The following is a 16,180-nucleotide window of genomic DNA, read 5'->3' as shown; positions in this document are numbered from 1 at the left end:
TCAGCATACACTAACTATTTAGAGAAGCGAAATAATGGAGGTCATCCTATGCCAAAACGTGTTTGGTTTTTAATTATCGGTATGCTTGTGAACACAACAGGCAACTCTTTTTTATGGCCTTTGAATGCCATTTATATGCATGATTATTTAGGCAAATCTTTAGCAATGGCTGGTTTTGTCTTAATGCTGAATTCTGCTGCTGGAGTACTAGGCAATCTATTAGGTGGCTACTTATTTGATAGAATTGGTGGCTATAAAGCTATTATGCTTGGCATCCTGTTAACGATTGCTTCATTAGTTGGCTTAACAATTTGGCATGGCTGGCCACATTATGTGTGGTTTTTAACGATACTAGGCTTTAGTGGGGGCATTGTTTTCCCAGGAATGTTTGCCTTGGCTGGAGCTGCTTGGCCAGAAGGTGGACGTAAAGCTTTTAATACTATCTATTTAGCACAAAATGTCGGTGTTGCAGTAGGGCCAGCACTTGCAGGTATAGTGGCAGATTATCAATTTGACTATGTGTTTAAAGTTAATTTAGGCATGTATATTTTATTCTTTTTTATTGCCTTATTTACATTTAAGCGTTTGGAGGCAGGCAGCATTGCACCTAAAAATGTCTTGAGCGAAAGTAAACGAATCGTAAACAAGGCACCTTTCTATGCTTTGTTAATAATTAGTGCATCCTCCGTTTTATGCTGGCTAGCGTATTCTCAATGGAGTGCAACCATTTCATCTTATACACAAGATTTAGGATTAGGATTAAAACAATATAGCCTACTCTGGACAATAAATGGCCTGCTGATTGTCATTGGGCAACCACTCATTGCACCGCTCGTAAAGCGTTGGGAAAACAATTTAAAGCGTCAGTTAGTATTTGGCGTAACGCTGATTGCTTTTTCCTTCGGCATTATTGCCTTTGCGAGTGACTTTAAAATGTTTGGAGTAGCGATGCTTGTCTTAACATTTGGCGAAATGTTTTATACCCCGGCATTACCAACGATTGCTAATCAACTGGCACCAAGGGGTCGACAAGGGTTCTATCAAGGCATTATCAATAGTGCTGCCACTGGAGGACGGATGATTGGTCCACTATTTGGCGGTATTATGGTGGATCAATTTGGCATGATTCCTCTTGTTTTAACATTAGTGGTCATTGTACTATTGGCAATTATTCCATGTCTAACTTACGATTACCCTTTAAAGAAGAACAAAATAGTAACAGATTAATCGTGTCGCAATGAAAAGAGCAAAGACGAGTGTTAAGCACTTGGTTTTGCTCTTTTTTTAATAGTAGATATTGAAAAATTCTTGTGACAGGATTACAATCATACATATTCAAATATTTGAATATGTAGTTATGTGGAGGGGTTTTTATGGAAGAGGGCTTACAACAGTTTAAGGCGGATTTTTTTAAAGCATTAGCACATCCGTTACGCATCAGAATACTTGAACTCCTTGTGGATGGTCATAAAAGTGTCAATGAGATTCAAGATTGCTTAGAGAAGGAGGGTTCCGCAGTTTCTCAGCAATTAAGTGTATTACGTGCCAAAAATATCGTTTATGGCGTGAAGGAAGGAAAAAAAGTTTATTATTCTTTAAGTGACCCAATGATTGGTGCATTACTTGGGGTGGCAAAGGATATTTTTAATAACCATTTGGTTCATACCATTTCGAGATTAGAGGAAATGACAAGTAATGAAGGTGACGAAGAGAATAAGTAAATCAATGATGATGAAAAATTGGGCTTTGCTTATTATTTCGAAGGGAAGATTTATCTATGAAGTCACTGTTTACAGGACGCTTTGAAGGGTATTCAGTTCATCATGTAAAGAAGGATTTATTGTCAGGAATTATTGTCGGAATCGTTGCTATTCCACTTGCCATGTCCTTTGCCATCGCATCGGGTGTGAAACCTGAATATGGGATCTATACGGCATGTATTGCAGGTATTCTTATTTCTCTTTTTGGTGGATCCAAATATCAAATAGGTGGGCCAACTGGGGCGTTTGTGCCAATTCTATTGGGCATTGTTCTTACTTATGGCTATGAAGATTTATTGCTTGCGGGTTTAATGGCAGGGATTATGCTTTGTGTCATGGGCTTTTTTAAGCTAGGGACTTTAATTAAATTTATTCCACGTCCTGTAACAGTTGGCTTTACAGCAGGTATAGCTGTGATTATTTTTACAGGTCAAATTGCCAACTTTTTAGGACTATCAAATGTTAAAAGGCACGAGTATTTTATCGCCAATATTCAGGAAATCATGAAGCAGCTTGGTACGACAAATATGTATAGTATTCTTACTGCCGTCCTATGCTTGGTGACAATATTGATCACACCAAAATTTTTTCCAAAGGTTCCTGGTGCATTAGCGGGTATCGTTGTCTCTACACTTGTGGCAACTTTCTTCTTTTCAGGACAAGTTGCTACCATTGCAACAGCTTATGGTCAAATTCCTAATACATTACCTCATTTTGCCTTACCGAACATCACGCTTGAACGATTACAACAACTTATTGGTCCAGCATTTGTCATTGCGATGCTAGGTGGCATTGAGTCTCTATTATCTGCAGTTGTTGCGGATGGGATGACAAATAGTAAGCATAACAGTAATCGTGAGCTAATTGGTCAGGGGATTGCTAATATTGTGACGCCTTTGTTCGGTGGTATTCCAGCAACAGGGGCCATCGCACGCACAGCGACCAATATAAAAACAGGGGCAGTATCTCCTATGTCGGGTATCATACATGGTGTGTTTGTTTTAATCACATTATTGTTATTAGCTCCGTATGCATCTCATATTCCGTTAGCAAGTATGGCTCCGGTTTTGATGGTCGTAGCTTGGAATATGAGTGAACGACATCATTTTGCACATATCGTAAAATTAAAATCAGGCGATTCACTGGTGTTATTGATTACCTTTTTATTAACGGTATTCACTAGTCTCACATTAGCAGTTGAAGTGGGGCTTGTGCTGGCTGTGCTATTATTTGCGAAACGCATGAGTGAAAAGCTTGTTGTCACGAAGGTACTTCCAGACCATTCGAATAAAAGTGAGAAGGTACAGCCACATGTTGTGCATCAGCAGCATGATTGCCCGCAAATTAGTATGTACACAATTGAAGGGCCGTTGTTCTTTGGTGCTGCACAAATGTTTGAACAAACAATTGAAAGTACTTTGCATCAGCAACCAAGAGTTTTGATATTACGAATGGGGAAAGTGCCCTTTATGGATTCTACTGGAGAGGCATATTTTAGCAATATCATTGAAAACTATAAAGCACAGGGCGGTACTGTTTTGGTAACGGGTGTGCAAGGTGATTTAAAGGATGCTCTTCAGCACAATGGTCTTTACGATAAAATAGGTGCGCAACATTTTTATCAACATACTGGAGAAGCGATTACAAAGGCTTTCAATTATTTGAACGCAAATCAATGTATCGGATGTCAGCATTTTGCATTTCATGAATGCAAGGATTTATCAAAGCCTAAGGAAAAAAAGGAATTAATTGTTCAGTAATGGGTAAGCTGTAAACAAAGGCTTGTGCTTTTCAATACTTTCCATTAGAATAAATGCAATATCATGTAAAGACTGTGATGAGGAATAGTAGATTTGTGGTTCTTTTTAGAGAGCTAGCGGTTGGTGGGAGCTAGTAAGAAAGCAAGTTGAACTCGCCTTCTGAGTCTGCCCGCGTGAAACAGCGTGTGTCGTTTCTTCCGCGTTAAGGAAGCTTGAGCCGAGTGTAATCACTAATCTGGGTGGTACCGCGGGAGTACAAATTCTCTCGTCCCTTCTTTAAGAATGGGGCGAGTTTTTTTGTTTTTTAAATATTTTGTCAATTATGATGGAGAGCAGCATGATCAATCGAAGGAGGAAAAAGAATGAGTTTTAATCATGAACAAATTGAAAAAAAGTGGCAGCAATATTGGGCTGATAACAAAACATTCAAAACTGAAAATGAAATAGAGAAGCCTAAATTTTACGCATTAGATATGTTCCCATATCCGTCTGGCGCAGGACTCCATGTAGGCCATCCAGAAGGGTATACGGCAACTGATATTCTATCGCGCTTTAAACGTATGCAAGGCTACAATGTACTACATCCAATGGGCTGGGATGCTTTCGGTTTACCAGCTGAGCAATATGCACTTGATACAGGGAATGATCCAGCTGAATTTACAGCTAAAAATATTGCGACATTTAAACGTCAAATTCAAGAGCTAGGCTTCAGCTATGATTGGGATCGTGAAATTAACACGACTGATCCAGAGTATTATAAATGGACACAATGGATTTTTATCCAGCTTTATAAGAAAGGTTTAGCTTATGTGGATGAAGTGGCTGTTAACTGGTGTCCAGCACTTGGCACGGTATTAGCTAACGAAGAAGTGATTGATGGGAAATCAGAGCGTGGTGGTCATCCAGTAGAACGCCGACCAATGAAGCAATGGATGCTTAAAATTACAGCCTATGCTGATCGTTTAATCGATGACCTAGAAGAAGTTGATTGGCCTGAGTCTATTAAAGATATGCAGCGCAATTGGATTGGCCGTTCAGAAGGGGCAGAAGTGACATTTACCATTGACGGTTCAGATCAAAACTTCACCGTTTTCACAACACGCCCTGATACATTATTTGGTGCTACATACTGTGTGCTTGCACCAGAGCATAAATTAGTGGAACAAATTACAACAGCTGACCAACGCCAAGCTGTTGAGACTTATTTAGAGAAAGTTAAAATGAAATCTGACCTAGAGCGTACAGATTTAGCGAAAGAAAAAACTGGCGTATTTACAGGTGCTTATGCAGTGAATCCGATTAACGGTAAAAAAGTGCCGATTTGGATTGCTGACTATGTGTTAGTGTCTTATGGTACAGGTGCTATTATGGCGGTGCCAGCACATGACGAGCGTGACTATGAATTTGCGACTGAATTTGGCTTAGACATCGTTCCTGTACTTGAAGGTGGAGACATTAGTAAAGAAGCATTTACAGGTGATGGTCAACATATTAACTCTGAATTCCTTAATGGCTTAAATAAAACAGATGGCATTGCAAAAGCCATTGAATGGTTAGAGGAAAAAGGTGTAGGAGAGAAGAAAACTTCTTATCGTCTACGTGACTGGTTATTCTCTCGTCAGCGTTATTGGGGTGAACCAATTCCAATGATTCATTGGGAAGATGGCACGATTACGCCAGTTCCAGAATCAGAATTACCATTAATGCTGCCAAAAACAGATAATATTCGTCCATCGGGTACTGGTGAATCACCGCTAGCTAATATTGCTGAATGGGTGAATGTTGTCGATCCAGAAACAGGCAAAAAAGGACGTCGTGAAACAAATACAATGCCACAGTGGGCAGGTTCTAGCTGGTACTTCTTACGCTATATCGATCCTACAAATACAGAAGCCATTGCAGATCCAGCGTTACTAAAACGATGGTTACCAGTTGATATTTATATTGGTGGCGCGGAGCATGCCGTATTGCATTTACTTTACGCTCGCTTCTGGCATAAAGTTCTGTATGATTTAGGCGTTGTTCATACGAAAGAGCCATTCCAAAAATTATTTAACCAAGGAATGATTCTAGGTGAAGGTAACGAGAAAATGTCTAAATCGAAAGGCAATGTCGTCAACCCAGATGAAATCATTTCGTCACATGGTGCCGATACATTACGTTTATATGAAATGTTCATGGGACCACTTGAGGCATCTGTTGCATGGTCTACAAATGGTTTAGATGGAGCACGCCGCTTCTTAGACCGTATCTGGCGTCTATTTGTCAATGAAGAAGATGGCGCAATGTCAGCAAAAATCCAAGTGTCTAACGATCAATCACTTGAAAAAGCATACCACCAAACAGTGAAAAAAGTGACAGAGGATTATGAAGGCATCCGCTTTAACACAGCTATTTCACAAATGATGGTCTTTATCAATGATTGCTATAAAGCAGATGTGATTCCAACGGCTTATGCTGAAGGCTTTGTTAAAATGCTAGCACCAATCGCTCCGCATATTGCAGAAGAACTATGGCAACGATTAGGGCATAAATCAACACTTTCATACGAGCAATGGCCAACATATGATGAAACGAAACTTGTAGATGATGAAGTGGAAATTGCCGTGCAAGTGGCTGGTAAAGTACGTGCGAAAATTGTTGTACCGAAAGAAGCGTCAAAAGAGGATATCGAAAAAGTAGCGCTTGCTGATGAAAAAGTTCAAGAATACATGGCAGGGAAGAACTTAGTGAAAATCATCGTTATTCCAGGCAAACTTGTCAATATTGTCGTGAAATAAAGAAATATAAATTAAAAATGTACATTACTAAATTCAATTTTAGTGATGTACATTTTTTAATTTGGAGTAACCTTATAGCGATAAATGAGGAAAAAACTACACCCAGCTATCTGAGTGCAGTTCAAATAATAGTTCCTTATACAATTTAAATAATCAATCCAACAATAATAGCTGTTAGGATACTTACAAGTGTAGCGCCGTACAATAATTTTAAACCAAACCGAGCAACGACATTGCCTTGCCTTTCATTCAAACCTTTTACAGCTCCTGAAATAATACCAATTGATGAAAAGTTGGCAAAGGATACGAGGAATACAGAAATAATGCCTAGTGTACGTTCACTCATGGACTCAGCAACGTCACCAAGGTTGATCATAGCAACAAATTCGTTTGTCACCAATTTGGTTGCCATAATACCTCCAGCAGCAACAGCATCTGCCCATGGGATACCCATTAGGAAAGCGACTGGTGCAAAGATATAGCCTAATATTTCTTGGAACGATATACCAATTATCATATCGAATAGTGAATTGATTAAATCCATTAATGCTACGAAACCAATCAGCATAGCACCAACAATGATGGCTACTTTGAAGCCATCCATAATATATTCACCAATCATTTGAAAGAACGCTTGCTTATGCTCATCTTCAATTGTTAAGATATCTTCTTTTTCATCAACAGTATAGGGATTAATGATGGAAACAATGATAAAACCACCAAACAGGTTTAACACAATGGCTGTTACGACATACTTTGGCTCAATCATCGTCATATATGCTCCAACAACTGACATCGACACAGTCGACATAGCTGAAGCACATAGTGTATACATACGTTGTGGTGCAATTTTATCTAATTGTTTTTTTACAGTAATGAATACTTCAGATTGGCCTACCATAGCAGAAGCAACAGCATTATAGGATTCCAATTTCCCCATGCCACTTACCTTGCTTAAAAATAATCCTACCCATTTCATTAGGAAAGGAAGAATTTTGAAATGCTGCAAGATCCCAATCAGGACGGATATAAAGACGATTGGTAATAAAACAGCTAAAAAGAAGGGAGATTCTCCTTCATTTGCTAAGCCACCAAACACAAAGGATATACCCGCATTTGCATAAGACAATAAGTGATCAAATACTTTGGTGATTCCTTTGATTAGAACATAACCAACCGTTGTATTGAGTAGTAAAGCTGCCAATAAAAATTGGATGATCAACATAATCACTATATATTTATATTTTATTTCTTTTTTGTTTTTACTCATTAATAAAGCTAAGGCAAAAACAAGTAACAATCCACAAAGGGATATTAAGTATCTCATAAGTTCCTCCATAAGTATCTTTGATATTTTGTCCTGATGTTCCAATGTCAGAAGAACAGCTAAAGATCTTAATTAGTCAGACGTCAGACAAACAATCTCACTATAACAGTTTTTTCGCTAGTTATTCAATAGATAATAGAAAAAAAGTATGCGGCATGGCATACGAATAAATTCAGTGTAAAAAATGTTCGTTCTATCTTTGGTAGTGACTATCCATATTTATGGTTGCCAGAATAATTCAAAATAAAATACCCTTTTATTGTGTGAAGATTTTTTCATTTTATGACCATCGTGTTAATGAAACTTTTTGGATTTTTTTGAAACCAACTAAGATTGGGTTACGACTATAGAGTGAATGTGAATAGGAGGTGTTTAGGTGAGTGAGCATTTAGCGGCCATTATGGAAGAACACGGAGAATACTGCTTACGAGTGGCTTATCTTTATGTAAAGGACTGGGCGATAGCTGAAGAAATAGTCCAGGATGTCTTTTTTTCTTATTATCGGCAACAGGATCGCTTTGAACAAAGAGCATCCCTAAAGACCTATTTAGTTAAAATCACGGTACATAAAAGTCATGATTATCTGCGAAGTTGGAAAAATAAACGTCATCTACTGTTGGAAAAATTACATATTGGTGGAAGTAAACAAACACCAGAAACGATGTTACTAGCCCAGGATGAGCGGACAACCATAACGAAAGCGTTATTTGAGCTACCTATTACTTATAGAGAAGTCGTCATTCTTTATTATTATCAGGAATTGAAGGTTAAGGAAATTGCAGATATTCTTCCATGTGCAGAAAATACGGTTAAAACCAGATTGCATCGGGCGAGGAAAATGTTACAGGAACGATTAGCGAATAGTGAGTGGGAGGTGTTAGTGGATGACAGCTTTTAAAGAGAAGTTGGATCAAGAGCTTGGCGAAGCACCACGATTTACGAAGTCCTTACAGGAGGATATTTTACGGCAAGTGCGACAAACAAAAAAGACAAGACGCTGGTCTTATCCATTGATCATCATAGGCACGATTGTCATGCTTCTATTGTTAATAGAAATGGGTCCGTTAGGGCAGATGGAGCAAACGAAACATGCTTCAATTGTTCAATTAGCACAGCAGGAGACCATAAAAAAATATACAATGATTTTCAATTCGGATGAGGAAATTTTTAAGGCTGGAAGACCTGGGTGGGTCATTGGTCAACAAGTGATGGAGCAAAGTTCAGAAAAAGCGCTGTTACAACAACTATTACAGCAAGCTACAGTGACACAAACGAATGAGCGTACTTTTTTTAGATTACAACGTGATGTCTGGGTAGAATTTGAAAAAGGGCAGGTTATTAAGCTGAAGATGTTCATAAACGAGGAGGATATCGGAATTGTTGATTATGACAACCATTCATTTTATAAAGTAGATAATAGAGATTTGGCAAAGGCTTATTTAGATCTTGCTCTCAAAGATGAGGCTAAATTTGGTATGACAGGTTTAATCGTTATGCTAGTTATTCTCTTAGCTAGCCAACTACTTGTCGATAAACTAATGAGGAAAAAGTTTAATATACCAAAGGACTACGTCAATAGAGGACATCGACGTGCTGTTTGGGCTATTAAAATTTTGAATATCATTATGCTTCCGCTACTTATGTTAAAAGGATGGATTTTATTTACTGTTATCATCGGAGGATATTTAGCTGTTATCCTTTTCAGCTCTATTTTTATTGACTATTACTACGGTCGAGAGCAAAAAAGACATTATCTTTCCATTAGTTCAGCCTTTATCGGAGTGCTATTCCTAATCCTATTCATTTATTATAGCAGTTAAATAAACGAATAAGCCTGAACCCGAATAATCTCGAGTTCAGGCATTTTTTTCTATAGTTTCAGTCTGAAGCATTAATTGATAAATACTCGAGATCATAAAGCTGGCAGCTAAACCGTATAGCGCATTGAAACTTATACCTACGCCAATTCCAATGATGATGGATAGCAGGATGACAAGCCAACTATGATTATGAATACGGCGATTCGTAAATAAAAGGATTAACATAAACGGTAGCAAGGTAATGTGCAGGAAGGCAAAAGAATAAATAACACCTAAAATTGTTAAATCTATAGATAAGAAGCAGGTAAATAAAATCACCATAAGGCCAATCAAATAGAAATAATAGGGTCTTTTCTTTACAAAAAAACGTTTCGTTGCCCGCATGTCTACAAGCAAGGTTGTGATAATGGCTAATAGGACAATGACGAGAAAAGCAAATGTAAGAAATCCAGGCTGTACTTCATATAAAAATGTGAAAATCAGCACTTGAAACTGACCAAAGGATCCGCTATATAAGGCAATCATTAAAATCGCAGTAAATGATAGTGTTAATAACGCTAAAATCACACCTGAGGAAAACAGGCTACGTCGTACTTTTTTTGGCTTAATAAATGCAATTAAATACCATGTTGATTTATCAAAAAATACTTGTCCTAAAACGGCTAGTTGAATAATGACATAGAACAGCAGGATTTCGCTATTTTTAAAATAAAATAAATAAGGGTGGTATAAGCGAATCCCCTCATATACGGTGCTTGCTCCATTTTGTACAAAGTAATAAATGGGGATAAAAATAAGTAACGAAAAAAGAGCAATAATAAATAAAATTTCCAGCCATAGTATACTTTTCACAGACATGATGCGATCAAGAAGTAACATGCCAATTAAAAAGAAGAAAAGGGTAATGGGTACTGGGATATTTAACATAATTTCAGACAATACACTAATACTTATTAATTGAATGAGCCAAAGTTCAATACCTGTCAGCAGGTAAAATAGCCGTATAACCTTTAAATTCATACCAGATAATTTTCGCTGTATGGTAAAGAGCAAAAAACTTTGGGTATGCTGGTGTTGCGTATAATCGCTCTTATTCAACAATGAGCCGAGTACGATAAACGAAATAGCTGTTGCTAATGTATAACAAATGCCTGCCATAAAACCAAAAGAAATAAGGGCTGAAGGAGAAGACAATAATAAGTTACCATTAATCCATCTGGCTAAAAGAATAATGACACCTGCTGCTGTGCTTAAACTTGCAAATGGTACGAGCAATGAAAATTTCCTTAACATACAATCAAATCCCTTTACTCATTTTAGAGGATTTATATTGTCGCGGTGATTGATTATATTTTTTCTTAAACGCTACACTAAAATAGTGTTGGCTATTAAAACCACAGCTCTCAGCAATCGCAGACATACTTGCATCCAGATTTTCATTGATTTTTTTTACGGCCATTTCTAGGCGATAATTATTAATATACTCATTAATTCCGATAGACTGCTCCTCCAAAAATTTACGACTTAAATAGCTTGGATTCAAATGAATTTTTTCAGCAATGATATTTAGACTCAGTTTTTCATGATAGTTTTCATGGATATAGGAAAGCGCGCTTTGAATCGCATCATGGTTAGAACTCCATACTTTATATTTCTCCACAATCGCATCTAATTCACTTGCAATGACAGGTTTTGTAAGATAATCTTTTACTCCAATCCGCAATGCTTGTTGGGCATATTCAAAGGTCTGATAAGCGGTTACCATAATGATATCTACCTCATAAAGCACTTTTAATTCCTTGCTCAACGTGATTCCATCTTTCCCAGGCATTTGAATATCCAAAAAGGCGATAGTCATACGGTGCTTTTTAGCTAATTGCAGGGCCTGTGAGGCATCTTGAGCAGTATGGAATGTCCAATTCGGAAAATGTGGCTTTAATAAATAAATCATTTGCTCAAGCTCTAATGGCTCATCATCTGCGATTAAAATATTCATGGTGAGATTCTCCTTTCTTATTCAAATTGATAGAAAGCCTAAGCGGGAACATGGATGGTAACAGTGTAATGCTGTTCATTGTTTTGAATCGAGAATAAAATATTTTCGAGACCATAAATAAGCTCAAGTCGTTTTCTAATATTTTCGAGACCATAACCTTGCTGCAATTCGTCTACTACCTGCTCAGTAGTCATTTCTATTTTTTCTAATGGTTGTGTATTTTTTATTTCTATTAATAAGACATTCTCCATTTTTTTAATTGTAATGGATAGCTCTGCAGGTCCTATATGTTTTTCAAAGCTATGTTTATATGCATTTTCAATAATGGTCTGCAGAATAAATGGAGGTATTTGAACAGATAGAGCCTCATCATCAACATATTTATTTACAGTCAAACGATGTCCAAATCGTAACTGTTGAATATTTAAATAACTATCAACAAATTGTACCTCGTTCTTTAACGCAATTAAAACCTCATGATTATTGTATTTAAATTTAAAGAATGTTGCCAAAGCCTCAATGCCCGCAACCAAATCTTCCTTTCGATTGATGCGGGCTAGGCTAAGTAATGAATTTAATGCGTTAAAAAAGAAATGTGGCTGTATTTGCTGATTTAGCTGGAGAATATTCGCTCTTTGTAAATCCTGCTCAAGCTCTAAGTTTCTTTTTTCCTCCTCAAGGCTATCGATTTGTTTTTCGAAAATAAATATAAAAGTAAGCAGAAAAGCTCCAATAATTGGAGCAATTACACATAGGAGAATATATATGTTGAAGGTTTCTAGTTGTAACATCATGACCTCTCCGTTTATTTTATAAGTGTATGATACATTAAACTAAATTTTCTGCGAAATGGCAAGCTACCTTATGGGTTGAAGAGATTTCTCGTAATGCTGGCACTTCTGCTTTACATTTATCTGTTGCGAATGGGCAACGTGTGTGAAAGCTACAGCCAGTAGGAGGATTAAGAGGGGATGGTAGGTCACCTTTTAAAATAATACGCTCCTTACGATGCTGCTTATCAATAACTGGTATAGAAGAAAACAGTGCTTTGGTATAAGGATGATGTGGCTGTGTGAAAAGGGAATGCTTATCAGCAATTTCTACGACCTTTCCGAGATACATCACCATAATACGGTCTGAAATATGTCGAACAACACTTAAATCGTGTGAGATAAATAAAAAGGTTAAATCTAAATCTCTTTGTAGTTGCTTCAGTAAATTGAGTATTTGAGCTTGAATGGAAACATCTAGGGCAGAAACGGACTCATCACAAATAATAATTTTAGGATTAACAGCAAGGGCTCTTGCAATGCCAATACGCTGACGCTGCCCACCAGAAAATTCATGTGGATAACGCTCTAAATACTCAGGACGTAACCCAACAAGGGACATTAATTCAATCATGCGTGCTTCTTGTTGCTCAGGCGGTACAATTTTTTGAATAGACATGGCTTCTGTTAGCATTTTACGAATCGTTCTTCGTGGGTTAAGGGACGCATAGGGATCTTGGAAAATTATTTGAATGTCCTTGCGCGCAGCACGAAGCTCTTTTTTGTTCATATTCACTAAATTTTTACCAAATAACAATACCTCTCCAGCAGTAGGCTCATCTAATCTTAAAATAGAACGACCTGTCGTTGATTTTCCACAGCCAGATTCTCCAACAATGCTGAGTGTCTCACCAGGCATAATATCGAAAGACACACCATCCACAGCTTTTACAACTTGCTGTGGACCGAAGAGCTTTTCTTTTTTTAAGAAAAAATGCTGCTTTAAATCATTTACTTCTAATAGTGGTTGAGTGTGTTGCGTAGTTGTCATATTGTCAGCTCCTTCATAAGTGTTTCTCCTTGCCATTCATTACTGTACATCCAGCATCTTACCTTTTTTCCTTGCTCAACAGTCAGAAGTTCAGGCTGTTGTTCACGACATAAATCTGTAGCAAATGGGCAGCGTTCTGCATAACGGCAGCCAATCGGGTAATTATAGGGACTTGGGACAGTCCCATGAATAGTAGATAATTCTTCTTGGTCTTCATATAGCTTTGGTAGTGATTGAATTAATCCATTTGTATAAGGGTGTAACGGTTTTTCAAAGAGACTTTCTGTTGAGCTTTCTTCTACAACCTGCCCCGCATACATAACAGCAATCTTATCGCAGATTTCTGCTACAACACCAAGATCGTGGGTAATGAAGATAATGCTCATGCCTAATTGTTTTTGCAGGTTTTGAATAATATCAATAATTTGAGCTTGAATGGTTACATCTAATGCAGTCGTCGGTTCGTCAGCAATTAACACATCTGGTGTACACGCTAGTGCCATGGCAATCATTATACGTTGTCGCATCCCACCACTTAACTGATAAGGCTCCTGCTTCGCTCTTTTTTCTGGTGCAGGAATCCCAACGAGGCGAATCATATCGACAGCCTTTTGCCATGCTTCTTTCCGTGACAAGCCTTGGTGCAAACGAATGGATTCAGCAATTTGCTCTCCAACGGATAATACAGGATTTAAGCTTGTCATAGGCTCTTGGAAAATCATTGATATTTTATTGCCTCGAATTTTACGTAGCTCTTCATCTGATAGTTTCAGGATGTCCGTATTATTTAATAAAATTTCACCATTGATGATTTTACCAGGAGGAGATGGTACTAAACGAAGTAATGACAGGGAAGTCATTGATTTCCCACAACCAGATTCACCAACAATGCCTAGTGTTTCTCCTTTTTGAAGAGTAAAGGACACCCCATCCACAGCTTTGGCAACACCTTCACTCGAATAAAAATAGGTTTGTAAATTTTTTACTTCCAACACGGTTTCTTGTTTCATCCGATTTTCCCCTCCTTAGTTTAAATCCATTCGTTTATTAAAGATTCGGTACAAAATGTCTACAAAAAGATTAATGAAAACAAATATTAATGAAGCAACAAGCACGCCACCTTGAACGACAGGTATATCACGTGTCCGAATGGCATCTACAATCATTCGTCCTAATCCATTCACAGCGAAAACAGATTCAACTAAAACTGTTCCACCAAGTAAACTACCAAATTGTAAGCCTACTACTGTAATAACTGGAATCAAGGCATTGCGTAATGCGTGCTTTAAAATGATAATGTACCCTTTTAAGCCTTTTGCTTTCGCTGTTCGAATATAGTCTTGATTTACAACCTCTAACATACTAGAGCGAGTCATACGTGCTACGATGGCAGCTCCACCAGCACCAAGTGTGACAGCAGGGAGAATAATATGCTTGGCACTATCCCAACCTGCTACAGGAAGCCAATGTAACTGTACGGAGAATACATACATTAATAAAATACCTAACCAGAAACTTGGAAGGGAGATCCCTAATAAAGCGACAACCATTAATCCTACATCCATAAACGAATAAGGACGGATAGCGGAGATAATACCAGCAATAAGCCCTAAAACAATGGTGATTAAAATACTATAAAAGGCAAGCTCTATTGTAATCGGTAAACGAGACGTAATTTCCCCAAAGACAGGTTGGTTATTTTTTAATGAATGACCCATATCTCCTTGTAGAAGATTTTTAATATACTCTGTATATTGAACGGCTAATGGTTTATTGAGCCCTAAATTTTCACGTAATTCTGCAACCGTTTCTTGAGAAGCTCCTTCTCCTGCTAAAATGATCGCTGGGTCCCCAGGAATCATCTGCATAATTAGAAAAACAACAAGCGTTACACCAAGTGTCACAGGAATAATTTGAGCTAGTCGTTTTAAGATAAATAATGTCATATGTCTTCTCTCCTTTAATTTTTCATTCTTGGATCTAGCGCATCGCGTAAACCATCACCAAATAAGTTAAAGCCTAATACAAGTATAGAAATCATAATACCTGGGAATAGCGCCATATAAGGAGCGGTAAATAGGAAATCACGTCCGTTAGATAGCATGGCACCCCATTCAGGAGATGGTGGCTGAGCACCTAAACCTAAGAATGATAGACCGGCTGCAGATAGAATAGCCGTTGCTAAGCGCATAGACGCTTGTACAATAATAGGTGATAAAATGTTTGGAAAAATATGCTTAATTAAAATTGTCATATCATTTGCTCCAAGTGTTTTGACAGCATCGATATATTCTAATTTTTTAACTTCCATTGTTGAGCCACGTACAATACGAGCAAACATAGGAATAGAGAAAAAACCAACAGCAATTGTGACATTGATAAGGCTTGGCCCTAATGCACTAACAATAGCTAAAGCTAGCAAGATACCTGGGAAGGCAAGCATGATATCTAAAATTCGACTAATAATAGAATCAACCCATTTGCCATAATAGCCAGCAATAAGTCCTAAGAAAGTGCCGATTGTACCACCGAATAAAACAGCTGAAATACCAACACCAATTGATAAACGTGATCCATATAAAATTCGACTTAAAATATCTCGCCCTTTGTCATCTGTTCCCATTAGATGATCTAAGCTGGGTCCTTGTAATTTTTGATCTAACTGCACGTCGTATGGATCATAAGGGGCTAAAATGGGCCCGATAAGAAACATCATTATATATAGAAGAATGATGATGCCTCCTGCGACAGCTGCTTTATTTTTCTTAATTTTGTTTAGGAAAGAAACAAGATTCTTTTTTCTAGATGCCTTGCGTGCATTCACTAAAACAGAATGATCGATAGTAGTTGTTACTTTATTCATATCGAATACTCCTTTTCTATTTGATTTGATTTCAATTTAGTGAAAAGCGTAAA

At 37.6% G+C, this 16,180-nt stretch carries 14 protein-coding genes and 1 other annotated feature; of the genes, 6 read left to right on the top strand and 8 right to left on the bottom strand.

Annotation, left to right across the window (positions count from 1 at the left end):
• Nucleotides 1-48: 48 nt before the first annotated feature.
• From JTI58_RS02755 to leuS, 4 genes are all read left to right on the top strand, one after another.
• Nucleotides 49-1,227 (top strand): MDR family MFS transporter, encoded by a 1,179-nt coding sequence (locus JTI58_RS02755; RefSeq protein ID WP_205445097.1) that lies wholly within the window; start codon nt 49-51, stop codon nt 1,225-1,227.
• A 146-nt stretch (nt 1,228-1,373) separates the two neighbouring features.
• Nucleotides 1,374-1,721, top strand: coding sequence for an ArsR/SmtB family transcription factor (locus tag JTI58_RS02750; RefSeq protein WP_205445095.1), 348 nt, complete (start codon nt 1,374-1,376; stop codon nt 1,719-1,721).
• A gap of 56 nt (nt 1,722-1,777) precedes the next feature.
• Complete coding sequence (locus tag JTI58_RS02745; RefSeq protein ID WP_205445094.1) at nt 1,778-3,520, top strand: SulP family inorganic anion transporter; 1,743 nt, start codon at nt 1,778-1,780, stop codon at nt 3,518-3,520.
• A gap of 65 nt (nt 3,521-3,585) precedes the next feature.
• Nucleotides 3,586-3,796: a binding site (T-box leader), on the top strand.
• An 86-nt stretch (nt 3,797-3,882) separates the two neighbouring features.
• Nucleotides 3,883-6,300, top strand: coding sequence for a leucine--tRNA ligase (gene leuS / locus JTI58_RS02740; protein ID WP_205445092.1), 2,418 nt, complete (start codon nt 3,883-3,885; stop codon nt 6,298-6,300).
• A 145-nt stretch (nt 6,301-6,445) separates the two neighbouring features.
• Here leuS and JTI58_RS02735 read toward each other — a convergent pair whose 3' ends face one another.
• Nucleotides 6,446-7,627, bottom strand: coding sequence for a NupC/NupG family nucleoside CNT transporter (locus JTI58_RS02735; RefSeq protein WP_279381303.1), 1,182 nt, complete (start codon nt 7,625-7,627; stop codon nt 6,446-6,448).
• 376 nt (nt 7,628-8,003) lie between these two features.
• Here JTI58_RS02735 and JTI58_RS02730 point away from each other — a divergent pair, with 376 nt between their 5' ends.
• Nucleotides 8,004-8,525, top strand: a complete 522-nt coding sequence (locus JTI58_RS02730; RefSeq protein WP_205445088.1) for a sigma-70 family RNA polymerase sigma factor — start codon at nt 8,004-8,006, stop codon at nt 8,523-8,525.
• On the top strand, nt 8,512-9,447 hold the full coding sequence (locus JTI58_RS02725) for a DUF4181 domain-containing protein (protein WP_205445087.1): 936 nt from the start codon (nt 8,512-8,514) through the stop codon (nt 9,445-9,447). Before JTI58_RS02730 ends, JTI58_RS02725 begins: the two co-directional genes overlap by 14 nt.
• Nucleotides 9,448-9,483: 36 nt before the next feature.
• On the opposite strand, the gene JTI58_RS02720 is transcribed toward JTI58_RS02725, so the two are convergent.
• Genes JTI58_RS02720 through JTI58_RS02690 form a run of 7 tightly spaced genes read right to left on the bottom strand, consistent with a single transcriptional unit; the run spans nt 9,484 to nt 16,127 of the window.
• Complete coding sequence (locus JTI58_RS02720; RefSeq protein WP_205445085.1) at nt 9,484-10,740, bottom strand: permease; 1,257 nt, start codon at nt 10,738-10,740, stop codon at nt 9,484-9,486.
• Nucleotides 10,741-10,744: 4 nt separating this feature from the next.
• Nucleotides 10,745-11,443 (bottom strand): response regulator transcription factor, encoded by a 699-nt coding sequence (locus JTI58_RS02715; RefSeq protein WP_205445083.1) that lies wholly within the window; start codon nt 11,441-11,443, stop codon nt 10,745-10,747.
• A gap of 38 nt (nt 11,444-11,481) precedes the next feature.
• Nucleotides 11,482-12,234: a sensor histidine kinase gene (locus JTI58_RS02710; RefSeq protein WP_205445081.1), complete on the bottom strand. Its 753-nt coding sequence runs from the start codon at nt 12,232-12,234 to the stop codon at nt 11,482-11,484.
• A gap of 37 nt (nt 12,235-12,271) precedes the next feature.
• The gene (locus JTI58_RS02705) at nt 12,272-13,264 is read right to left on the bottom strand and encodes an ABC transporter ATP-binding protein (RefSeq protein WP_205445079.1); all 993 of its coding nucleotides are present in this window, start codon (nt 13,262-13,264) and stop codon (nt 12,272-12,274) included.
• Nucleotides 13,261-14,274, bottom strand: coding sequence for an ABC transporter ATP-binding protein (locus tag JTI58_RS02700; protein ID WP_205445077.1), 1,014 nt, complete (start codon nt 14,272-14,274; stop codon nt 13,261-13,263). The genes JTI58_RS02705 and JTI58_RS02700 overlap by 4 nt, the downstream gene beginning before the upstream one ends.
• A gap of 15 nt (nt 14,275-14,289) precedes the next feature.
• Nucleotides 14,290-15,210 carry an ABC transporter permease gene (locus tag JTI58_RS02695; protein ID WP_205445076.1) on the bottom strand — a complete coding sequence of 307 codons (921 nt, stop codon included), beginning with the start codon at nt 15,208-15,210 and terminating at the stop codon, nt 14,290-14,292.
• Between the two features lie 14 nt (nt 15,211-15,224).
• Entirely contained in the window at nt 15,225-16,127 is a 903-nt protein-coding gene (locus JTI58_RS02690; RefSeq protein WP_205445074.1) for an ABC transporter permease, read from the bottom strand.
• Nucleotides 16,128-16,180: the final 53 nt, after the last annotated feature.

Source organism: Lysinibacillus fusiformis (assembly GCF_016925635.1).
Classification (GTDB): Bacteria; Bacillota; Bacilli; order Bacillales_A; family Planococcaceae; genus Lysinibacillus; species Lysinibacillus fusiformis_F.
This window is presented reverse-complemented; position numbering and strand designations above follow the sequence as displayed.